The following is a 21,782-nucleotide window of genomic DNA, read 5'->3' as shown; positions in this document are numbered from 1 at the left end:
TCACCCCGGGCGGCCCGTTTTCAGTAGCTTGCAGCACCCTCACATCCATGCGTGCCGCCGCAGCGGTGGTTCGGTCCCGCCAGGGCGTTGTACGAGCACCTGGTTGACGCCGGTCAGTCCGTTCTCGAAGCCCAGCGCACTCGCGGCCATGTAGAGCCTCCACACGCGTGCGCGCCCGGGGCTGCTGGCGCTCACGGCCTCATCCCAGTGTTCCTCGAGGTTACGCACCCAGCTCCGGAGGGTCAGGGCGTAGTGTCGCCGCAGCGCCTCGACGTCGAGGACTTCGAACCCACCGGACTCCAGCGCGCCGATCATGTCCGCGAGGCTGAGCATTTCGCCGTCAGGGAAGACGTAACGGGGTATGAACGAATCCGGGTCCGGGCTCGTTGGGCCTGCGTTCCACGAGATGGCGTGGTTAAGCAGCCTGCCGCCGGGCCGCAGAAGGCCATGGAGCTGCGACACGTAACGGGAGATCTGCTCGCGGCCGACGTGTTCGGACATGCCGATCGAGCTGATCGCATCGAACGGCCCGTCATCCACGTCGCGGTAGTCCTGGACGCGGATCTCCACGCGATCCGTCAGGCCTGCGTCGGCCACGCGCTTGCGCGCGAGCCCTGCCTGCTCGTTGGAAAGCGTTACGCCGACGACATCCACGCCGAAGCGCTGGGCAGCGTGGAGCGCGAAGCTGCCCCAGCCGCAGCCGACATCCAGCACGCGCATGCCCGGCTGCAACCCGAGTTTGCGGCAGACCAGGTCGATTTTGGCTTCCTGGGCGGCTTCGAGGCTGTTCGCCTGGTCATCATCTCCGTCGGCTTTGTCGTTCCAAACAGCGCACGAGTAGACCATCGACGGGCCAAGAACCAAGGTGTAGAAATCGTTGCCCACGTCGTAGTGATGCGAGATCGCGGCCGCATCGCGGCTCTTAGAATGGCGGCGGCCGTGTCGATGGACCTTGGATTCCTCCGGCGGCGGAGCGGGATTCGAGCCGATTGCGCCGACCCGGATCGCGGTCCTGAGCAGTGCCAACATTTCCTTCGCAGTCAAAGCGGGAAACGGCCCGGGCTCGGCGAACTTTCCAGCCGAGCTCAGCGCGGCAAAGCTGGCGAAAATGTCGCCCGGCGCGTCGATGTCCCCGGCAACATAGGCCCGGCTGAGGCCGAGCTGCCCCGGTGACCAAAGCATACGGCGCAGTGCCTTCCGGGAGTGGAACTCCACTACGGGGGCATCCTCCGGTCCGGCCTCCGAGCCGTCCCAGGCGCGCAGCCGTAGCGGGATCCCTTCAGTGCCGAGGACGATGGCCAGCGCTTCGGCCAGCCGTGCTGCCACACTTTTTGTCTTCGCCATGTATGTTGCCTCTCATCCAAACTGAAACTGCTGCCTGCCCGTTCCTCATCCCATTGCTGCGTGAGGGCTCTGCCCGCCCTCCAGCGCACCTGTAGTTGTTCAATCTATGGTGCAACCCCTGGCGATGTCTTGGGCCGAACGACACCCCTCAGCTTCCGCCCCGAAAAGGTCGACCTGAACACAAATTGAGAGGAGGATTAAGAGGCATTCACGATGAGGAGGTCAGTGATGTGTTACCCGTATAACAAGGAGTTCCGGAGGGAGATTCGGAAAGAGGAGACGCGGGAACCTGAAAAACAGCCTGAACCCCGTGTAGAGGCCAAGGACTTCAAGTTCTGGGCATTCCCGCGCAGGGAGCGGAAGTTTGCAGGCTCCGAACCGGTGGTGGACCGCACACCGGAGAAGGTCTAAGGAAATCCGGACAAGGATAAGAAAAAGGCCCCGCACCAGCGGGGCCTTTTCCATGGTTCCGTCTCTTCTTTGCTCCGGGTTCCCGGCGATGCAGCCTAGAGGTCTTCCTGGGACAGCGCTTTGGTCTCGTCCGGAGTGGAGCGGCCCAAGCGTTCGTCGAGCGCCACACGCAGCTTTGCTGCGGCAACCTGGACCCTGTGCTCGGAAGGGGTCAGCTGCCTGCCGCGGGACGTGGAGACGTGACGGGGCGTCCGGGATTTCTTCTGCTCCGGCGTACTGGTGCTCATGGCCTTCCCTCCTCCGTTCGGTCCGTACTCGTGGTTCCATTGTCGCCGATTGGTTCCCCGGAGTCCACGGCGTCGACTTCCTCGTCCCACGTGATCCCGCCGCCGTTGGCCTCCGTCACCGATTGCCAGGCGATGTCCAGCAGTTCAAGTTCTTCCTCACGGGCAAGGTCGCTCCGGGCCAGGACCGCAAGGGACGCCAGGCCGAGGGCTTTTGTATCCCCATCCGCTTCCAAGGCCTTGTCCAACGCCCATTGCGTCCGCTTCCACCACTCGGCGCGGTCGTCAGCCCGCGTTCTTTGCCTCAGCGCCTGGGCGTCCGCTACGGCTTTTTGCCGCAGTGTCCGCCAGCCAATGAAGGCGGCCAGGACGGCACCGGCCAGGACAGCCAGCGGGCCAAGCGCGGCAACAATCTGCCACCATTCGGCAGGGGCCGAAACTGCGGCTTCAAGCGGGACCGGGGACAACTTCACATACTCAGCCTAGGCCTTGGCCTACAGTGTGACCGGCATTTGAACGACCGCTGCAGCGAGTCTCCTGAGCCGGTGCACCGTTGGCCGGTACCGTTTATTTGGGGGTGCATGACATGGAGAGCGGCGTTACGGACCGGCTGTGGGATAAGGACGTGCAGGAGTTCATTTCGGCCTGCCGGCAGGAGAAACTGAGCGACATTGCGCTCGGCCATAGCCTCGGGGTCAACGGACGGGCGCTGCTAACCGTCTCGGCCACTTACCGGTCCCGGAAAGGGCGCATCGTGCCCGTCGGTTTCCGGTGGGCGGATTCACGGTCAGGCCTGACCGCCGAGGTATACGCCGGCAAGGCAAAGGCACCGGCGCGCGTGGGGCTTGACGGACTGTTCCGGCTGGCACTCAGGGCAGGCCTGTGGGCTGAGCGGCGACACGTTGCCTTCGCGCTTCTGGCGGTCACTGACGTTCAGTCAAAGGCCGACGGCGTCCGCGCCCGCCTGCAGCTTGAGTACCTTAAGGCGCTTGGCGGCAATGAGTCCGAGTCGACGGCGTTGCTGGTACGGGGCCCGTACGACTCAGCCGGGGATCCGGAGCGAAAGGCGCTTATCGAACAAGCGGGCGAGCTGACGATGCAGACGCTCAACGATCTCGCCTACCTGTACGGGGCCCGCTCGGGACTCGACACGCCCTAGGCTCATTCAGGATGCGAACAGACCGACGGCGGCGCGGCGCGCAACCGGAACAGCTGTGACCGGCGCCATCGTTTGGCCTGCAGCGCCAGTGCCTGCCACGACGATAGCCTGAGCTGCAACTCCCGCACCAATGAAGGACAAGACGATTCCACGCCGCAGTTCCAAAGCACTGACCCTTCTGACCGCTGTATTTCTATTGGGGGGCCTTGCCGGTTGCGGGGCCGTGGAGTCAGCCGGGACTGCCCTCGCCGACGCCGTCCGCAGAGCTGGACCATCCGTTGCCGCAGACAGACCGGCCCCGCAGCCGGCCGGGAACCCGGCTGAAGTTTCAGCCGCCATAGCCCGCCTTGCGGCCATTCCGGTAAAGGGGCGCGCGCCGAAAACCGGATACAGCCGTGAGCAGTTCGGCCCTGCGTGGGCTGATGTGGACCACAATGGCTGCGACACACGGAACGACATCCTTGCGCGCGATCTGACCGGAGAGACGTTCAAACCCGGCACGCACGACTGCGTAGTTGCCACCGGGACGCTGGAGGATAAGTACACGGGCAAGACGATCCGGTTCATTCGCGGCGCCGATACGAGCTCGGCGGTCCAGATAGACCACATCGTTCCGCTTTCGCTGGCGTGGCAGACCGGCGCCCAGCAGATCAGTGGAGAACAGCGAAAGCAGCTTGCCAACGATCCGCTAAACCTCATGGCGGCCGACGGGCCGGCAAACTCGGCCAAAGGTGACAAGGACGCGGCCACGTGGCTGCCGCCTAACAAGGCTTTCCGGTGCGAATACACGGCCCGGATGACCGCGGTGAAGACCAAGTACAAGCTGTGGGTCACGCCGCCCGAACATGACGCGATCCAAGGCATCCTCGCCGCGTGCGCGTGATCCCGGGGTGATGCGCCGCCCGGTACTTTCGACTCTGGGGCGCAGCGCCCTCATGGCACCACACTGATGCCATGAGTGGTTGCCCCGGCGGCGGGCGGGCTCGGAAAGGAACCCCGTGCCTGGTCACCGCTCCCGGCCGACTTGAAGCGGCGTAACGCTCGCGGCCGTGCTGGCCCTGTTCGTCTCCGCGTGCGGTCAGCCGGGGGCCCCGAGCGGGCCGTCGTCGGGCCCACTGTCCGGCACGCGCAGCCCGGCGTGCGAACTCATTACCCCCGAGATTGCAGCGAAGGCGGTACCCGGCCTTGTGCCTGTTGGCCAAAACACCCCGGACAGGCCGATGGGAAGCAAAGCCTACGTGTGCACCTATTCGAGCAAGTCCGCCACAGGCATGACGGCCCTGTCGGTGGCCCTCATGTCTCCCGCATCAGCCGCCGACATCTCCAAGGCTCGATCGACGTCGGACTGTTCACCTGTCACAGGGATCGGCGACTTCGCATGCCTGCAGTGGACGGGCTACTTCCGCGGGGAGGCCGGCGGCGCGTCCGCGAACGTTGTCCTGACGGCAGTCCGGGGTAACGAGACCCTCGAAATGCCCTACGTGACCGGACCTCCCATGGCCGGGGGCGGCGTCCTTGACGGCGATGCAATGGCCCGCGCGCTCTCGCAGGCGGCAGTGGATGCCGGCTGGGGCAACGGCACCGCACTCAGCGTCCCTGCCGCACCGCCCGTGGGCCCGCCGGCAACGACGAACAACGCGGTCTGTGGCCTGATCAGTCCCGATCAGGTGAGGGAGGCGTTCGGGGCGACGACCCGGCCGCAGGTCCTCCCGCGCGAGGTCAGTTGCCGGTACACGTTCGGCGACCTGGGCACCCCTGGCCCGGACTCCCTTGTCTTCTCGGTTGAAGTCCTGAAGGGCGCGGCGTCGGCGCTGGCCGGGCCCGGCATTCACGGCGAGCCGATGGACGGCGTCGGGGACAGGGCGTCCTTCACCATGAGCACCGAACCCGCCGGCCCGAAGTCCCTCCGTCCTGCCGGTGACGTGCCGATCACGATACTGTCCGTCATGGTGGTCAGGGGCCAGAACCTCGCGACATTCAACGCGCAGGTCCTGATCTCCCCGACGGGGCCTTCGGCCGAGCAGACGAAGACCCAACTCATTAGCCTCGTGCGCGGCGTCGAGTTCTAACCCGCTCCCTGGACACCGTGCCGGCGCCATACGGGGCTGGTTGACTCACGCCGCGCACCCGTTGAGCAGCTGAACGGCGGCGACAGCCCGGCTGTCGCTGGCCGCCACGATTCTTGGGGCTGGGCCTCACGCCAGAGAGGTAGGGTTCGAGGTGAATTTAGGATCGGTGATTTCGACATCCATCGGCTGCCCTGACGAGCCGCCGTTCTCCGAGTACACGGATGAGTGGGTTGTCGTGGCGTGACAGTAGCTGGCGGTAAGCCACAGGTGCACTATGCGTTGATTCTCCTTGGCAAGTGCGGAGACAGAAAAAAACCCCTAGAATCCTTGGATTCCAGGGGTTTTCCCTTGTGCGCGGAGGGGGACTTGAACCCCCACCCCCTTTCGAGGACTAGCACCTCAAGCTAGCGCGTCTGCCATTCCGCCACCCGCGCAGGTGGTAATTCGGAGATCGTTTCCGCCTTTCAGCGTTTTGGATTTCTCCGAAGCAGCGAGAAAGACTCTAGCACGACTTTTCGGGAAACAAATAATCGAGGGTTGGAGGGGGCTTGTGGGTAGGCTGAAACCAGCATTCAAGCCGCCCCCACGAGGAGTGAAACATGACTGAAGTACGCCCCGAGGACGAAGTTGTCAGGATCTGCCAGGAACTGATCCGGATCGACACTTCGAACTACGGAGACGGAACAGGACCAGGGGAGCGCGCGGCCGCGGAATACACCGCCGGCCTCATCACCGAAGTGGGGCTGGACGCGGAGATTTTTGAATCGGCGCCGGGCCGGGCCAATGTCGTCACGCGAATTGCGGGGGAGGACCCCTCCGCGAGCGCCCTGGTGGTGCACGGGCACCTCGACGTTGTGCCCGCCCTCCGGGATCAGTGGTCAGTCGACCCTTTCGGAGCCGAACTCAAGGACGGCCTGATCTGGGGACGCGGAGCCGTGGACATGAAGGACATGGACGCCATGATCCTCGCTGTTATGCGGAACTTTGCCCGGACCGGACGCAAACCCAAGCGGGACCTGATCTTCGCATTCTTCGCCGACGAGGAGGCCGGCGGTACCTACGGCGCCCGTTACGCCGTCGAAAACCGGCGTGAACTCTTCGACGGCGCCACCGAGGCAATCTCTGAAGTCGGCGGCTTTTCCGCCACCATTGGTGGTCAACGGACCTATCTTTTGCAGACCGCGGAGAAGGGCCTCTCCTGGCTGCGTCTGGTGGCGCACGGCCGCGCGGGCCACGGTTCGCAGATCAACACGGACAACGCCGTCACACGCCTCGCCAGCGCTGTCTCCCGCATCGGCGAGTACCAGTGGCCGGTGGAACTGACGCCCACCACCCGGCAGTTCCTCGACGGCGTGACGGAACTCACGGGCGTGGAGTTCGATCCGGACGATCCGGAGAAGCTCCTGAAGGAACTCGGAACAGTTGCACGGTTCGTCGGAGCCACCCTTCAGAACACCACCAACCCCACCCTCCTCAAAGGCGGCTACAAACACAACGTCATCCCCGAGTCTGCCGAGGCCCTGGTGGATTGCCGGACACTTCCGGGGCAGGAACAACAGGTGCTTGAAATCGTCAAGGAGCTCGCAGGTACCGGCGTCGACGTTTCGTACGTCCACAACGATGTGTCGCTAGAGGTGCCGTTTGCCGGGAACCTGGTGGACTCCATGATCGATGCCCTGCACTCCGAGGATCCCGGCGCCAAGGTCCTTCCTTACACCCTGTCAGGCGGCACGGACAACAAGTCCCTGAGCCGGCTGGGCATCACCGGATACGGGTTCGCCCCGCTGCAGCTCCCGGATGAGCTGGATTTCACCGGCATGTTCCACGGCGTGGACGAGCGGGTGCCCGCGGATTCCCTCAAGTTTGGCGCCAGGGTCCTGGACAGGCTCCTGACCAACTACTGAATCGCTTCGCAGCCGAAAGCCACCGCAGCCCCCGAAAGCCAGGCCATGACCCCGGAACAAATCCTGACCGACACCCTGCTGGAACGCATCCGCGCCCGCGCCGCCCGCTACGACCGCGAGAACGAATTCTTCACCGAGGACCTGGCGGAACTCGCCGCTGCAGGCTACCTCAAGATCTTTGTCCCCGCGTCCGACGGCGGGCTGGGGCTTGGCCTCGCCGCGGCAGCCCAGCTGCAACGGCGGCTCGCGACGGCGGCCCCGGCCACCGCGTTGGCGATCAACATGCATTTGGTGTGGACCGGCGTCGCGCATGTCCTCGCCGCCCGCGGCGACTCCTCGCTGGATTTTGTGCTCCGCGAAGCGGCGCAGGGGGAAATCTTTGCGTTCGGGAACTCCGAAGCCGGTAACGACTCGGTGCTTTTCGATTCGCGGACCGTCGCAACCCCGCACACGGATGGGAGCTACAGCTTCACGGGGCGGAAGATCTTCACCAGCCTGTCCCCGGTGTGGACCAGGCTCGGCATCTTCGGCAAGGACGGTTCAGCCAGGGACGGCGAAGGGGAGCTGGTGCACGGCTTCCTCAGCCGGGAATCCGCCGGTTACGACATCCTGGAGGACTGGGACACCCTGGGCATGCGTGCGAGCCAGTCGAACACCACGGTCCTGGACGGCGCCGTGGTGCACGCGGACCGGATCTTCCGAAAACTGCCGGTGGGGCCCAACGCAGACCCGTTGATCTTCGCGATCTTTGCCTGCTTCGAGACGCTGCTGGCCGCCGTCTACACCGGCCTCGGCGAGAGAGCGTTCGTCCTGGGCGTTGAGGCCGTCAAACACCGGACATCTTTCAAGAACGACGGGCGCAGTTACGCCCAGGACCCGGATATCCGATGGAAGGTGGCGGAGGCCGCAATGGCCATGGACGCCCTGTATCCCCAGCTTGCGGAGCTCTCGCGAGACATTGATGGCCTGGTGGATCATGGCAGCCAGTGGTTCCCGCGGCTGGTGGGCCTCAAGGTCCGGGCCACGGAGACGGCGCGCACGGTTGTCGACCTGGCAATCCGGGTCTCGGGGGGATCCAGCTACTTCCGGGGGTCCGAACTGGAACGGTTGTACCGTGACGTCCTGGCCGGGATGTTCCACCCCTCGGATGACGAGTCCGCGCACAACACCGTGGCCAACGCCTGGCTGGGTCCGCTGGCCACTCCTTAGCGTGCTAGACCGTGCGCTGCACCTGGATGACTTTACGGCGCAACCAGAACCGCCTGCCGCCGCCTACGTAAAGCCGGCTGCGCTCCAGCTCCCACTTGCCGTATTCGGAATGCTCAACGAGGCGCCGACGCGCCTCGGGAAGTGAATCCTCAGGGCCGACCGTCAGTACGAGGTACTCGTACTGCCTCGCGTAGTCCCGCTCCCGCTGGACTGAACTGCTCAGAAAATGTTCTTTCATTGCTCTCCATTTTCGTCATTTTCCGGCTAACGTGAAGTCATGAGCATCGATCCGCGTGTCGCGCTTCAGTCCCTGACCACAGCCCTGGAAGAACACCTGATCGCAGCCTCCGCACGGCGGGGCGAGGGAGACCCAACCGTCGAAGCGGCGTTCTTTGCCGTTGCTGATGCTTTCGAAGTCTACGACGATTCCCTTTACGAGGCCTACGGCGAGGTTACCCCGCTGGAAGTCATCGACGACGTGGATGACGAAGACGAAGAAGAAGCCGATGACGACGAGGACCTGGAGATCGTCGAAGGTTAGCCGAGGCCCTGACGCCACGGTTTCTATGCCGGACGGGCCGCCTGCCTGGCGGCGTTAGTTCACCGCAGAAACGTCCTCCAGCGCCCGGGCGATTTCAGCAGGCACGTGTGTCAGCTGCGAATCCAGGATTTCCTTCAGCTGGACGGGAGACCTGGCTCCCACGATGGCGGTCGCCACTCCGTGCTGGGAGAGCAGCCAGCTCAGGGCGACATCGATGGACGACCTGCCCAGTCCCCGGGCGGCCATCGCAACCGCTTCCACGATCCTGGACGCCGGCTCCTCCAGATAGGGCTCAACGTAGCCGGCCAGCCTCTTCTGCGCCGCCCGGGAATCCGCCGGTATGTGCCCGCGGTACTTCCCGGTGAGCACCCCGCGGCCCAAAGGCGCCCACGCAAACAGTCCCAGTCCTGCGTCCTCAATGGCCGGGATGAGCTCCGATTCAGGCTTTCGCTGCAGCAACGAGTATTCAGTCTGGCTCGCCACGAGCGGAAACCCGGCCACGGCTGCGGCCTTGGCCGTTTGCCACCCGGTGAAATTCGAGATTCCCGCATAGCGGGCGCGCCCCGTGCGTACTGCGAACTCGAGGGCCGACAACGTCTCCTCCAAGGGGACATTCGCATCCCATGCCTGCGCAAACCAGACGTCGACATAATCGGTGCCGAGCCTGGCGAGGCTGGCATCCAGACCGGACAGCATGCCGTTACGTGAGGTGTCGACGCTGCGCCGGCCGTCCGACGTCGAAATTCCTGCCTTGGTGGAAAGAACCACTTCCGAGCGGGAGACGACGTCACCCAGCATGGAACCCAGGAGGGCCTCCGCCTGGCCGTCGGCGTAGGAGGCTGCGGTGTCGATCAAGGTGCCGCCGGCGTCAACGAACGACCGCAGCAGTTCGGAGGCATCCTGCTCATCCGTTTCCCGGGCCCACGACATCGTTCCAAGGGAGAGTGAGGACACGCGCAACCCACTGTTGCCGACATAACGCTGCTGCATAGCAGTTAGCTTACGGGGATTCACCATGCTTCATGACGTAGGGTCTATAAACGTGAACTGGTTTGAAGCGGCCCTGCTGGGTCTTGTCCAAGGGCTGACCGAATTCCTCCCGATTTCCTCAAGCGCCCACCTGCGCATCGTCGGATCGTTCCTGCCGAATGCGGCGGACCCCGGGGCGGCCTTTACCGCCATCACCCAGCTCGGAACCGAGACCGCGGTGATCATCTATTTCTGGCGGGATATCGTCCGGATCGTCAAGGCCTGGTTCGGCTCGTTGACGCGGCGCGTTCCGTCGGACGACCCGGATGCCCGCATGGGCTGGCTGGTGATCCTGGGCAGCCTGCCCATCATCGTCCTGGGCCTGGTCTTCCAGGACCAGATTGAATCCGTCCTGCGCAGCCTCTGGATCGTGGCCACCATGCTGATCGTCTTCGGCCTGATCCTCGCCGTGGCAGATGCAGTGGGCCGCCAGGAGCGTGACCTGACAAAGCTGACGTATAAGCACGGCATCCTCTACGGGTTCGCGCAGGCCTTGGCGCTCATACCTGGTGTGTCCCGGTCCGGTGGAACCATTACCGCTGGACTGCTGATGGGGTACACCCGCGAGGCCGCAGCCCGGTATTCGTTCCTCCTCGCCATTCCCGCCGTGTTCGGCAGCGGGCTGTACCAGCTGTACAAAGTGTTGTCCAAGGACGGCATCACCGGGCCCTACGGCCTGCCGGAAACAGCTCTGGCGACCGTGATCGCCCTTGTGGTCGGCTACGTCATCATCGGCTGGTTCCTGAAGTTCGTCTCCACCCGGAGCTACCGGCTCTTCGTCTGGTACCGGATTTTCCTCGGCCTGGCGCTGTACCTGCTGCTCGGTTTCAATGTCATCAGCGCCTAGCACTAGGCTTGGCCTGTGAAATCCTGGATCTCCCGCCCTGTCCCTCAGCTCCCGGGCCGCATGCCCGCTGTTCGGATTTTCGACACCGCCGAGGGCGCCTACACCACCCTTGAAGCCACTGGTGAGCAATCGCTGTATGTCTGCGGCATCACGCCGTATGACGCTACCCATATGGGGCACGCGGCCAGCTATGTGGCCTTCGACCTGCTGAACCGTGCATGGCGCGACGGCGGCCAGCGCGTCGCCTACGTCCAAAACGTGACCGACGTCGACGATCCCCTCCTGGAGCGGGCCACGGCAACGGGTGTTGACTGGCGCGAGCTTGCCGCGAGCCAGATCGAGCTGTTCCAGACCGACATGGCCGCCCTCAATGTCCTGGCGCCTGACTACTACGTCGGCGCGGTCGAGTCCATTCCGGAAATCGTTCCCGCCATTGAACGCCTGGTGGACCTCGGCCTGGCCTACCGAGTTCCCGGCCCTGCCGGCGAGCCCGACGGCGACGTTTATTACGACGTCGAGGCCGCCAGCAAGCATTCCGCAGAGGCCACGGATGCCTGGACCCTGGGCTCAGTGTCCGGGCTCTCCGAGACTGAGATGTTGGAGCTCTTCGCCGAACGCGGCGGCGATCCCGGCCGACAGGGCAAGCGGCAGGCCCTGGACCCGCTGCTTTGGCGCATGGCCCGCGAGGGCGAACCCAGCTGGCCCGGCGGGGAACTGGGTGCGGGCCGGCCCGGCTGGCACATTGAGTGCACGGTCATTGCACAGAAGTACCTGCCGGCGCCCTTCACAGTTCAAGGCGGAGGATCGGACCTCATCTTCCCTCACCACGAGATGGGCGCCGGACACGCCTATTCGCTGGCCGCCGTTCCCTTGGCACGCCACTTCGCCCACGCCGGAATGGTGGGCCTTGACGGCGAAAAGATGAGCAAATCCAAAGGAAACCTGGTGCTCGTGTCCAAACTCCGGGCAGCCGGCGAAGAGCCCGCGGCCATCCGCCTGGCAATCCTCGCCCACCACTACCGCACGGACTGGTCCTGGACGGAGGCAGGTTTCGCAGAAGCAAAGACGAGGCTGGCCGAGTGGCGCGACGCCCTCACCATGGCCCCGGAGGGTTCCGCCGCCACACTTATCGCCGAGATGCGGAGCGAGCTGGCGGACGACCTGAATGCCCCCGGCGCCCTCGCGGCCGTGGACCGCTGGGCCGCCGGCGCAAAGCACCATGCAGGGGCCGGCTCCCCGATGGATCAGGCGCTGGTCAGTGACGCCGTCAACGCCCTGCTCGGCGTCGAGCTTTAACTCTCCTATGCAGCAGGGTGCGGTCCCCGGCGAGGTTCACCGGGGACCGCGCCCTGCGTAAGTTAAGGTTGCGTCCTACTGTTTATCCTTGCCACGGCGTTTGAGGTAACGCTCGAATTCGCGCGCAATGGACTCGCCGCTGGCTTCCGGAAGGTCGGCGGTGTCCTTGGCTTCCTCCAACTGCCGGACGTATGCCGCAATCTCCGGGTCCTCGGTGGCGAGTTCATCCACACCGCGCTCCCAGGCGTCCGCTTCTTCCGCGAGCTCGTGCGTGTCAAGCGGCACCTGGAGCAGCTCCTCAATCTTATGGAGAAGCGCGAGCTGGGCCTTGGGGGAGGGGGCCTGCGCGACGTAATGCGGAACGGCCGCCCAGAGGGATACTGTGGGCAGGCCGGCCAGCAATGCCACTTCCGAAAGTACTCCGACAATCCCAACCGGCCCTTCGTACTGCGAGGCCTCAAGGTTCATGCGCTCCCGGAGGGCGCTGTCGTCAGTGGAGGTGCTCACCGGGATGGGACGGCTGTGGGGCACATCAGCAAGCAGGGCCCCCACCAGGATCACGTAGTCCACGTGCAACGCTTCCGCATGTACCAGCAGTTCAGCGGTATAGGCCCGCCACTTATAGGACGGCTCCGTGCCCTGGACGAAGATCACATCGACATTGGCGTCCGGGGCACTGGCTTTGTAGATCCGCGTGGACGGCCATTTGATTTTGCGTTCCCCGGATGAAGTCCGGCGGATGGTGGGCCTTGTGAACTGGAAGTCGTAGTATTCGTCGGCATCAATCGATGCCACCTTCTTGCCGCCCCATAGTTTGTTCAGGTAGCGCAAGGCGTCGCTCGCTGCTTCTCCGGCATCGTTCCAGCCTTCAAAGGCGGCGAGCATCACCGTGATGCGCTGACCTTCTGGCACAGGCTGCAGCAGCCGCTCCGGCTCGGGCGTGGCACCCGGTTCGCTGGTGTCTCCGTCGAAGCTATTCATTTCTTCACCCTACGTCCAAGACCCCGCCGCGTGCATGGAATGAAGCGCCACAAATCTTCGGCGGCCCGCGGCCGCACCGCATTGCACAGCGTCACACAGCATGATATTCGCCGAGGGCGTAGCGCACGCCGCCTCCCGAGGGCCGCACCGTAGACTTGGAGCTATGCGATCCTCAGCCTCCCAGCCACTTCTCAAAGCCGCTTTATGGGACATGGATGGCACCATCGTCGACACTGAACCGTACTGGATCGAGGCTGAGCACGCGCTCGTGGCAGCCCACGGCGGACAATGGTCCCACGCCCAGGCCATGCAGCTGGTGGGACAGTCCCTGGTCTTCTCGGCCGGGGTTCTCCAGAAGGCCGGAGTTAAGCTCGAGGCCCGGGAAATCATCGACTCACTGACGGCCCAGGTCGTCAGCAAAGTCCGCAAGTCAGTTCCCTGGCGGCCGGGGGCGCGCGAACTGCTGGACCAGCTCCATGAGGCAGGCATCCGATGCGCCCTGGTGACAATGTCCGAAGGGCCGCTTGCACGCGAGGTCGTCGCAGCGCTGCCGAAGCCCTACTTCGAATTTCTGGTCACCGGCGACACCGTCGCCAACGGCAAGCCCCACCCGGAGGCCTACCTCAAAGCGGTCGAACTCCTCCAGCAAGGGGACTCCGCACTGACCATAGCCGATTGCGTTGCGCTCGAAGATTCGGCGCCTGGCGTGGCTGCGGCCATGGCATCGGGAGTGGCGACTGTGGCGATCCCGCACATCGTTCCGCTGCCGGATGATCCGGCCAGGGCCACGTGGCATTCCCTCGAGGGCCGCACCGTGGCCGACCTCCAGCAGCTGGTGGCCCGGCGCAACGATTTCGCGGCAGCGTACACCGGCCTGGAGGACGCAGCGTTCCGGAGCCACGGCCTTGACTGACCCGAAGGGCGGCAACGGTCCGAAGGTTGCCAACGGCCGCAGGGAGGGCATATCGCTGGGCCGCATCGCGGGGATCAGGGTGGTCCTGGCGTATTCGTGGTTCGTCATTGCTGCGTTCACCGTGATTGCGTACGGACCGGTGCTCGAGAGCCAGTACCCGGACATGGGAATTACGGCCTACTACGTGGCGTTCGCCTATGCCCTGCTCCTGCTGATCTCAGTACTTGTCCACGAGCTCGCGCACGCACTGACAGCCAAGATCTTCCATTGGCCCACCGAGAAAATCGTGCTCAACCTCTGGGGCGGCCACACCCAGTTCGAAGGCTTCACCGCAACGCCGGGCCGCTCGGTCCTGGTGGCCATGGCCGGCCCTGCGGCCAACCTTGCCCTGGCGGGTGCCGGCTGGCTGTTCATCCTTGCCACGGATCCCTCCGGCGTGGCGGGGATCCTGTCCAACATCTTTGTCTGGGCGAACCTGCTCATTGGCATCTTCAACGTCCTGCCCGGGCTGCCGCTCGACGGCGGTCGCCTCGTTGAGTCCGCTGTCTGGAAAGCCACTGGAAGCCAGGAAAAAGGCACCGTGGCCGCCGGCTGGGCAGGCCGGATCATTGTCATTGCCCTGGCGGTCTGGTTTGTCCTGCTCCCATTGCTGCGAGGTGACCGCCCCGACGTTGTACTTATGCTCATCACGGTGCTGGTGGGCAGCTTCCTCTGGATGGGGGCGTCGGCGTCCATCCAGCACGGGAGGCTTCGGAGCCGGCTGCACCTTGTCAACGCAGCCGCCCTCGCAGAACCAGCGGTCGGAATACCGGAATCCGCCACGGTGGCGGATGTCCTCCGGCTTTCGCCGCAGGGCACTCCGGCGGTTATCCTCTGCGGCGCGGACGGGCGTCCTGCCGGAATCGTCTCCGACGTCGCCGTCGCTGCCGTTCCGCCAGGGGCCGCGGCAACAACCCCCGCCACCGCAGTGGCGCACGCCCTCAGCGCCGGCGCGTACGTGCCCGAATGGTCCCAGGGCCAGGAGCTGGTGCAGTACCTTGGCCAGCTTGAGGGCCACGAATACGCCGTCGTGGACCACCACGGAAAAGTGACCGGGCTGCTTCGCCAGCAAGCCGTAGTGACTGCCATTACAGGCAAGGAATTGCGCCGCAGCGGGCGCGCCAAGGCGCAGAACCGGTAGAGTTACCTGCCGGTCGTGAAATACCGGCGCCCCGGGCCCGGCGACTGATGCCGGGCCATCCTGATGCACGGCCACACAGGTTTACAAGAGCGAGGAATATTCCATGAGCAGCGAAACTGCCGCCAACAACATCACGCCGGTCGACACCGCGGACGCCGCCGGCACCGCCGGGGCAATGCCGGTGGGTGCTGCCCGGCGTCGGGGTCCCTTCCGCGAAGGCGAGCGTGTGCAGTTGACTGACGAGCGCGGCCGGATGAACACCATCACCCTGGAGGCCGGGGGAGCGTTCCACACCCACCGCGGCTTCCTTAACCATGATGAAATCATCGGCAAGGTCGACGGATCAGTCGTTACCAACAACGTGGGGCAGCAGTACCAAACGCTCCGTCCGCTGCTCTCCGACTTCGTACTCTCCATGCCCCGCGGGGCTGCCGTGGTCTACCCGAAGGACGCCGGCCAGATCGTCACCATGGCGGATATCTTCCCCGGCGCCCGCGTGGTGGAAGCAGGCGTGGGCTCCGGCGCATTGTCGATTTCACTGCTCCGGGCGGTCGGCGACAACGGCTACCTGCACTCGTTTGAGCGGCGCGAGGAATTCGCGGACATTGCCCGCGGCAACGTGGAAACGATTTTCGGCGGACCGCACCCGGCCTGGAAGATTTCCCTCGGGGACTTCCAGGAGGAAGTGGTCCGCAGTGAAGCTCCCGGATCCGTGGACCGCGTCGTCCTGGACATGCTGGCACCTTGGGAGTGCCTCGACGCCGTCGCCACGGTCCTCGCCCCCGGCGGTGTGTGGATCAACTACGTTGCCACCGTGACCCAGCTGTCCAGGACGGCGGAAGCGATCCGGGCCGACGGCCGGTTCACCGAGCCCGACGCCTGGGAATCCATGGTCCGCGGCTGGCACCTCGAGGGCCTTGCCGTGCGGCCGGACCACCGCATGGTGGCTCACACGGGATTCCTGCTGGTCACCCGCAGGCTCGCAGACGGCGTCACGGGTATCTCGGTAAAGCGACGGCCGTCCAAGACGGACTTCAACGAGGACGACGTCAATGCCTGGACACCCGGCGCTGTGGGTGAGCGGCTCGTCTCCGATAAGAAGCTCCGCCGCGCCGCCCGCGACGCCATCGCCGGAACCAACGTCAAGGACGACCCGGAGGTCACGAACTAGTCCGTATTTCGGATGTCTCCAGCAGTACCCGGCTTCTTGGGGCTAAGGTCTTAATAGAAGCGCAGGAAGGGGCTGATGCATGATGGAGACTCCGAACAACGACTCCTCACGGACACCGGACGAGGCCGCAGGGGCAGTGGACCCTGAGAACGCCCGCTACGTGGCCAACGAACTCTCAGTTGCGGACCGTCAGGTGAACATCCTCCGGGACAAACTGCGGCACATAGACCGTCAGCTTGCCGCCGCGACACAGAACAACTCAAAACTGGTGGGCATGCTGGAAACCGCGAAAGCGGAGATCCTGCGCCTTAAGAACGCCCTGGACCAGGAAGGCCAGCCGCCCTACAGCTTTGGGACCATTCTGCAGCTGAACCCCAAACGGCAGCCCACGGCCGGCAACAGCGGCCAGGCAGCCACGGAAGAGTCAGTGGACATCTTCAACGCCGGCCGTAAAATGCGCGTCGGGGTGAGCCCGCTGGTGAACATGAACCAGCTTGCCGTGGGGCAGGAAGTCCTCCTCAACGAAGCACTGCTGGTGGTGGCCGGACTCGGCTATGAACGCGCCGGGGAACTGGTCACGCTCAAGGAAATGCTGGGGACCGACCGCGCCCTCGTCGTGGGACGCGCCGATGAGGAGCGGGTCATCCGCCTTTCCGGTGCGCTGATGTCGGAGAAGCTCCGCGTGGGCGACGCCCTCTCCATCGACTCGCGGACGGGGTATGCACTCGAGAAGGTGCCGCGCTCGGAAGTGGAGAACCTTGTGCTCGAAGAGGTTCCGGACATCACATACGAGGACATCGGCGGGCTGGGCCCCCAGATCGAACAGATCCGGGATGCCGTCGAGCTGCCGTTCCTGCACCCGGACCTTTACCGCGAACACGGCTTGAAGGCTCCCAAGGGGATCCTTCTCTACGGGCCGCCGGGTTGCGGCAAAACGCTGATCGCGAAGGCGGTGGCCAATTCGCTCGCTGCCCGGGCCGCCGAGCGCACCGGGAACGTGGACCTCAAGAGCTACTTCCTCAATATCAAGGGCCCGGAGCTCCTGGACAAATACGTCGGCGAGACCGAGCGCCACATCCGCCTGATCTTCTCGCGTGCCCGTGAGAAGGCCTCGGACGGCAGCCCCGTCGTTGTGTTCTTCGATGAGATGGATTCGTTGTTCCGTACCCGCGGGACCGGCATCTCCTCGGACGTGGAAACGACCATCGTGCCACAGCTCCTGAGCGAGATCGACGGCGTCGAACGCCTGGACAACGTCATAGTTATCGGCGCGTCCAACCGTGAGGACATGATCGACCCGGCCATCCTGCGTCCGGGCCGGCTGGACGTCAAGGTCAAGATCCAGAGGCCGGATGCGGAAGCCGCCGCCGACATCTTCTACAAGTACATCACCACGGACCTGCCCTTCCACGAGTCCGACCTTGCCGAACACGGCGGCGACGTCCAGGCGACCGTCGACGCCATGATCCAGCGCACCGTTGAAGCGATGTATTCCACCGAGAAATCCAACGAGTACCTCGAGGTCACTTACGCCAACGGCGATACCGAGATGCTGTACTTCAAGGACTTCAACTCCGGCGCCGTGGTGCAGAACGTCGTTGACCGCGCCAAGAAGTACGCCATCAAGGACCTGCTGACCTCCCAACAAAAGGGCATCCGCATCGACCACCTGCTGCGCGCCGTCGTCGACGAGTTCCGCGAACATGAGGATATGCCCAACACCACCAACCCGGATGACTGGGCACGGATCTCCGGTAAGAAGGGTGAGCGCATCACCTATATCCGCACCATCGTCCAGGGCAAGGCGGGACAGGAACCCGGGAAATCCATCGAGACGATGCCCAACACGGGCCAGTACCTGTGACGCCGCGCAGGGCCGGGGTTCCCGGCGCCCCGCTCCCTGCGGGCGGGGCCATGCGGGTGATGGGCTCAGAAACCGAATACGGCATCCATGCTCCGTCGGCCCCGGGCGCCAACGCCACGATGATGTCCGCCCGGGTAATCCAGGCGTATGCCCAGCTGACCCGCCAGCGCGCCGCCGGCGGGGCGGAAACCCGGTGGGACTACACGGACGAGGAGCCCCTGCATGATGCCCGGGGGTGGACCCTGGAACGCAACCAGGCCGACCCCAGCCAGCTGACGGACCAGCCCCCGGTCCTCGACGCCGAAGCTGTGGCGCTGGCCTACGGGCGCGAGGAACTGGAGCGGGACGGCGAGGACGAAACCGGCTCGCTGCTGATGAACATGGTGTTGGGCAACGGCGCACGTCTGTACGTGGACCATGCACATCCGGAATATTCAAGCCCGGAGGTGACGAATCCGCTGGACGCGGTTGCCTGGGACGCGGCGGGAGACCTGGTGGCACTTTCCTCGGTACGCCGGATGGCCGCGGATCCACAGCTTCCGCCGGTAAACCTGTACAAGAACAATACGGACAACAAATCAGTGTCCTACGGCTCGCACGAGAACTACCTCATGCCCCGCGCGGTGCCCTTTGGCGACATCGTCCGGGGGCTCACGCCATTCTTCATTACGCGTCAGGTCATGTGCGGTGCCGGCCGCGTGGGCCTAGGCCAGGACAGCTCCCGGCCGGGCTACCAGATCAGCCAGCGGGCGGATTTCTTCGAGGCTGAGGTTGGCCTGGAGACGACCATCCGCCGGCCGATCATCAACACACGGGACGAGCCGCACGCCACGGCGGACAAATACCGTCGGCTGCACGTAATCATCGGCGACGCGAACCTGAGCCAGGCCGCCAACTACTTGAAGTTCGGCACCACGGCCATGGTGCTCAGCCTGATCGAAGCCGGCCTTGCTCCCCGCATTGAGGTCCACGAGCCGGTGGCGGCACTGCAGGCCGTCAGCCACGACACCTCGCTGACCGCCACCCTGAGGCTTCTGGACGGCCGCCGGGTCACGGCTTTGGACCTGCAGTGGATGTACCACGAAGCCGCAGCCAAGCTCGCCCAGGACACCGGGGTGGGGGATGCCGTGGACGGAGACGGACATACCCACGCCCTCCTTGAACGCTGGGCTGCGACGCTGACGGATCTCGACAGTGACCGGACCGCTGCCGCCTCCTCCGTGGAATGGCTGGCCAAGCTTTCGCTGCTGGACGGCTACAGGCAGCGGGACGGACTGGAGTGGAACGATGCCAGGCTGGGCCTTGTGGACCTTCAGTGGGCAGACGTCAGGCCTGAAAAGGGGCTCTACCACCGGATGCTTGCCAGGGGCCGGATGGACCGGATCGTCGACGACGAAACCATCGCCCGCGCCGTGACGGAACCGCCGTCGGACACGCGCGCGTACTTCCGCGGCCGGTGCGTCAGCAGCTTCAGCAAGGACGTGGTGGGCGCCAGTTGGGACTCGGTCATCTTCGACGTACCGGGCCACGGACGGCTCCAGCGGGTGCCGACCCGGGAGCCGTTGAGGGGAACGGAAGCCCTCACGGGGGGCCTGTTTGCGAGGCACAAGGACGCCGGATCTTTCCTTGCCGAACTCCTTGGACAAACTCCGCCTCCGCCACCGGCATAAAGCACCCCACCATGGCTTAAGGCGTGGCAATATGGGCTTACAGGATGTCCCCTCTCACCGGGGACGGATAGAAGGAGAAGGAAATGGCAGGCCAGGAGCAGCAGCAGCCGCAGTCACGGGAAAGCGAATTCGAAGACGACGCCCCCGCAACGCCGCCCGCATCCGGAGAAGCCCAGGCGTCGGCAGCGACCCAGGGTGTGGACGACCTCCTGGACGAAATCGACGGCGTCCTCGAATCCAACGCCGAAGAATTCGTCCGCGCCTTCGTCCAAAAAGGCGGCCAATAGGCTCAGGCTGCCATCGCCTGAACGGAGGGACGGCAGGCCGGACGCCCGAAGAGACGTTGATCCACCACGTTGAAGGAGTGCATCAGTGCAGGACACCACAGCCAACCAGGTAGCTGCCAACGCCACGTCATCGTTCACTGAACACCTCCAACGCAACAGGCCCGGCCTGCTTCCCTACAATCAGCCGTTCCCGGCAGCACTGACCGGCGCCGGGTCGCAGCCGCTGCAGGTGCCGCATGCCACCACCATCGTCTCCCTGACCTTTGGCGGGGGAGTCCTGATGGCCGGCGACCGCCGCGCCACGATGGGGAACGTCATAGCCAGCAGGCACATCGAAAAAGTGTTTCCTGCCGACAGCTATTCAGTGTTGGGAATTGCCGGGACAGCGGGGATCGCCATCGATCTCACGCGGCTGTTCCAGGTGGAACTGGAACACTACGAAAAGATCGAGGGGACCCTGCTGAGCCTCGAGGGCAAAGCCAACCGGCTCGGCGCCATGATCCGCGGAAATCTCCCCATGGCCATGCAGGGCCTGGCCGTGGTGCCGTTGTTTGCCGGTTTTGACCTGCCCGTGGGAATCGGCCGCCTGTTTTCCTACGACGTCACCGGCGGCCGCTACGAGGAGAAGGAACACCATGCCGTGGGTTCCGGTTCCGTGTTTGCACGCGGTGCACTCAAGAAACTCTGGCGGCCGGGATTGACCGCCGAAGAGGCGGTGGCCGTGGCCGTTGAGTCCCTTTATGACGCCGCGGATGACGACTCGGCAACCGGCGGACCGGATCCGGTCCGGCAATTGTGGCCGGTCGTCTATACCGTGGAACGTTCAGGCGCCAGGCGTATACCCGATCACGACCTCGCCTCCGTGGCGGGGGCCATCATCGAGGCCAGGACGACAGCACGGCGGGAGGCCTGAGATGACCCAGCAGTTTTATGTGTCACCCGAACAGCTCATGAAGGACCGTGCGGATTTCGCACGGAAGGGCATCGCCCGCGGCCGCTCAGTCGTGGTGATCAGCTGCGAGGAGGGGATTGCCCTCGTCGCGGAAAATCCCTCCCCGTCCCTGCACAAAATCGGTGAGATCTACGACAAGATCGCCTTCGCCGCCGTCGGAAAATACAACGAGTTTGAAAGCCTCCGCCAGGCGGGAGTGCGGTACGCGGATGTCCGCGGCTACTCCTACGACAGGGAAGACGTCACGGCCAGGGGTCTCGCGAGCGTCTATGCCCAGAGCCTCGGCGCGGTATTCACGGCGGAGCAGAAACCGTTTGAAGTTGAGCTTGCAGTGGCGGAGGTCGGAGGGAGTCAGTCGGACGACCACCTGTACAGGCTGACGTTCGACGGTTCGATCGCTGACGAAAAGCGCTTCATCGTGATGGGCGGGCAGGCCGACAAAGTGGCCGAGACGGTGGAGGGCGGGTGGCAGCAGGAACTCAACTTCGCCGGGGCCATCAGGCTCGCAATGAAGGGGCTCGTCACCGACAAGGAAGCCGGCGAACTCCCGGCGTCGGCCCTGGAGGTCGCCGTACTGGACCGCGCTTCGGAAAGCACCCGGGGATCCCGGCGGGCCTTCCGGCGCCTCGGCGACGACGAAATCGCCGCCCTGCTGTCTAAGGAGAATTGAA

22 protein-coding genes and 1 tRNA gene are annotated in these 21,782 nt (G+C 64.7%); 16 read left to right on the top strand and 7 right to left on the bottom strand.

The features are described 5' to 3' along the window. Positions 1-39: 39 nt before the first annotated feature. The 3 genes from ACFVWT_RS07210 to ACFVWT_RS07200 all read right to left on the bottom strand — a co-directional run bounded on the left by ACFVWT_RS07210 (position 40) and on the right by ACFVWT_RS07200 (position 2,512). Positions 40-1,344 (bottom strand): class I SAM-dependent methyltransferase, encoded by a 1,305-nt coding sequence (locus tag ACFVWT_RS07210; protein WP_390246501.1) that lies wholly within the window; start codon positions 1,342-1,344, stop codon positions 40-42. Positions 1,345-1,850: 506 nt separating this feature from the next. After that, entirely contained in the window at positions 1,851-2,042 is a 192-nt protein-coding gene (locus tag ACFVWT_RS07205; protein ID WP_390246499.1) for a hypothetical protein, read from the bottom strand. Next, complete coding sequence (locus ACFVWT_RS07200; protein WP_390246497.1) at positions 2,039-2,512, bottom strand: hypothetical protein; 474 nt, start codon at positions 2,510-2,512, stop codon at positions 2,039-2,041. Before ACFVWT_RS07200 ends, ACFVWT_RS07205 begins: the two co-directional genes overlap by 4 nt. 113 nt (positions 2,513-2,625) lie before the next feature. On the opposite strand from ACFVWT_RS07200, the gene ACFVWT_RS07195 reads away from it, so the two are divergent. The 3 genes from ACFVWT_RS07195 to ACFVWT_RS07185 all read left to right on the top strand — a co-directional run bounded on the left by ACFVWT_RS07195 (position 2,626) and on the right by ACFVWT_RS07185 (position 5,267). Continuing rightward, complete coding sequence (locus ACFVWT_RS07195; protein WP_390246495.1) at positions 2,626-3,198, top strand: hypothetical protein; 573 nt, start codon at positions 2,626-2,628, stop codon at positions 3,196-3,198. Between the two features lie 424 nt (positions 3,199-3,622). Next, entirely contained in the window at positions 3,623-4,081 is a 459-nt protein-coding gene (locus ACFVWT_RS07190) for an HNH endonuclease family protein (RefSeq protein WP_390246493.1), read from the top strand. A 337-nt stretch (positions 4,082-4,418) separates the two neighbouring features. Further along, positions 4,419-5,267 (top strand): hypothetical protein, encoded by an 849-nt coding sequence (locus ACFVWT_RS07185; RefSeq protein WP_390246491.1) that lies wholly within the window; start codon positions 4,419-4,421, stop codon positions 5,265-5,267. Between the two features lie 351 nt (positions 5,268-5,618). On the opposite strand, the gene ACFVWT_RS07180 is transcribed toward ACFVWT_RS07185, so the two are convergent. Further along, a tRNA-Leu gene (locus tag ACFVWT_RS07180) sits at positions 5,619-5,701 on the bottom strand. Between the two features lie 165 nt (positions 5,702-5,866). On the opposite strand from ACFVWT_RS07180, the gene ACFVWT_RS07175 reads away from it, so the two are divergent. Then, the gene (locus tag ACFVWT_RS07175) at positions 5,867-7,171 is read left to right on the top strand and encodes a M20/M25/M40 family metallo-hydrolase (protein ID WP_011692008.1); all 1,305 of its coding nucleotides are present in this window, start codon (positions 5,867-5,869) and stop codon (positions 7,169-7,171) included. 45 nt (positions 7,172-7,216) lie between these two features. After that, entirely contained in the window at positions 7,217-8,380 is a 1,164-nt protein-coding gene (locus ACFVWT_RS07170) for an acyl-CoA dehydrogenase family protein (RefSeq protein ID WP_390246489.1), read from the top strand. 4 nt (positions 8,381-8,384) lie between these two features. Here ACFVWT_RS07170 and ACFVWT_RS07165 read toward each other — a convergent pair whose 3' ends face one another. Further along, positions 8,385-8,618, bottom strand: a complete 234-nt coding sequence (locus tag ACFVWT_RS07165; protein WP_011692010.1) for a DUF5703 family protein — start codon at positions 8,616-8,618, stop codon at positions 8,385-8,387. 39 nt (positions 8,619-8,657) lie between these two features. Between ACFVWT_RS07165 and ACFVWT_RS07160 the strand changes: the two genes are divergently transcribed. Then, entirely contained in the window at positions 8,658-8,921 is a 264-nt protein-coding gene (locus ACFVWT_RS07160) for a hypothetical protein (protein WP_390246487.1), read from the top strand. 54 nt (positions 8,922-8,975) lie between these two features. Here ACFVWT_RS07160 and ACFVWT_RS07155 read toward each other — a convergent pair whose 3' ends face one another. Then, complete coding sequence (locus tag ACFVWT_RS07155; RefSeq protein WP_390246486.1) at positions 8,976-9,911, bottom strand: aldo/keto reductase; 936 nt, start codon at positions 9,909-9,911, stop codon at positions 8,976-8,978. A 52-nt stretch (positions 9,912-9,963) separates the two neighbouring features. Here ACFVWT_RS07155 and ACFVWT_RS07150 point away from each other — a divergent pair, with 52 nt between their 5' ends. Next, positions 9,964-10,797, top strand: a complete 834-nt coding sequence (locus ACFVWT_RS07150; RefSeq protein ID WP_390246484.1) for an undecaprenyl-diphosphate phosphatase — start codon at positions 9,964-9,966, stop codon at positions 10,795-10,797. 15 nt (positions 10,798-10,812) lie between these two features. After that, positions 10,813-12,093 (top strand): cysteine--1-D-myo-inosityl 2-amino-2-deoxy-alpha-D-glucopyranoside ligase, encoded by a 1,281-nt coding sequence (gene mshC, locus ACFVWT_RS07145; RefSeq protein WP_390246482.1) that lies wholly within the window; start codon positions 10,813-10,815, stop codon positions 12,091-12,093. A gap of 75 nt (positions 12,094-12,168) precedes the next feature. Here the strand turns inward: mshC and ACFVWT_RS07140 are convergent, their stop codons facing one another. Further along, on the bottom strand, positions 12,169-13,074 hold the full coding sequence (locus ACFVWT_RS07140) for a PAC2 family protein (RefSeq protein WP_011692015.1): 906 nt from the start codon (positions 13,072-13,074) through the stop codon (positions 12,169-12,171). A 163-nt stretch (positions 13,075-13,237) separates the two neighbouring features. Here ACFVWT_RS07140 and ACFVWT_RS07135 point away from each other — a divergent pair, with 163 nt between their 5' ends. The 8 genes from ACFVWT_RS07135 (at position 13,238) to prcA (ending at position 21,781) form a co-directional block, all read left to right on the top strand. Then, complete coding sequence (locus ACFVWT_RS07135) at positions 13,238-13,987, top strand: HAD family hydrolase (protein ID WP_390246479.1); 750 nt, start codon at positions 13,238-13,240, stop codon at positions 13,985-13,987. Next, positions 13,980-15,167, top strand: a complete 1,188-nt coding sequence (locus ACFVWT_RS07130) for a site-2 protease family protein (protein ID WP_390246477.1) — start codon at positions 13,980-13,982, stop codon at positions 15,165-15,167. The genes ACFVWT_RS07135 and ACFVWT_RS07130 overlap by 8 nt, the downstream gene beginning before the upstream one ends. A 103-nt stretch (positions 15,168-15,270) precedes the next feature. Further along, positions 15,271-16,338 (top strand): tRNA (adenine-N1)-methyltransferase, encoded by a 1,068-nt coding sequence (locus ACFVWT_RS07125; protein WP_390246475.1) that lies wholly within the window; start codon positions 15,271-15,273, stop codon positions 16,336-16,338. An 82-nt stretch (positions 16,339-16,420) separates the two neighbouring features. Further along, the gene (arc, locus tag ACFVWT_RS07120; protein ID WP_209748373.1) at positions 16,421-18,202 is read left to right on the top strand and encodes a proteasome ATPase; all 1,782 of its coding nucleotides are present in this window, start codon (positions 16,421-16,423) and stop codon (positions 18,200-18,202) included. A 50-nt stretch (positions 18,203-18,252) separates the two neighbouring features. Then, entirely contained in the window at positions 18,253-19,872 is a 1,620-nt protein-coding gene (gene dop / locus ACFVWT_RS07115) for a depupylase/deamidase Dop (protein ID WP_390247109.1), read from the top strand. An 83-nt stretch (positions 19,873-19,955) separates the two neighbouring features. Beyond that, positions 19,956-20,159 carry a ubiquitin-like protein Pup gene (locus ACFVWT_RS07110; protein ID WP_209750368.1) on the top strand — a complete coding sequence of 68 codons (204 nt, stop codon included), beginning with the start codon at positions 19,956-19,958 and terminating at the stop codon, positions 20,157-20,159. A gap of 85 nt (positions 20,160-20,244) precedes the next feature. Then, positions 20,245-21,072, top strand: coding sequence for a proteasome subunit beta (gene prcB, locus ACFVWT_RS07105; RefSeq protein ID WP_390246472.1), 828 nt, complete (start codon positions 20,245-20,247; stop codon positions 21,070-21,072). 1 nt (position 21,073) lies between these two features. Then, positions 21,074-21,781, top strand: a complete 708-nt coding sequence (gene prcA, locus ACFVWT_RS07100) for a proteasome subunit alpha (protein WP_390246471.1) — start codon at positions 21,074-21,076, stop codon at positions 21,779-21,781. Position 21,782 lies beyond the last annotated feature (1 nt).

It is taken from the genome of Arthrobacter sp. NPDC058288, from assembly GCF_042880995.1.
Taxonomy (GTDB): Bacteria; Actinomycetota; Actinomycetes; order Actinomycetales; family Micrococcaceae; genus Arthrobacter.
The sequence above is the reverse complement of the archived record's forward strand: the minus strand, read 5'-3'. Positions and strand labels throughout refer to the sequence as shown.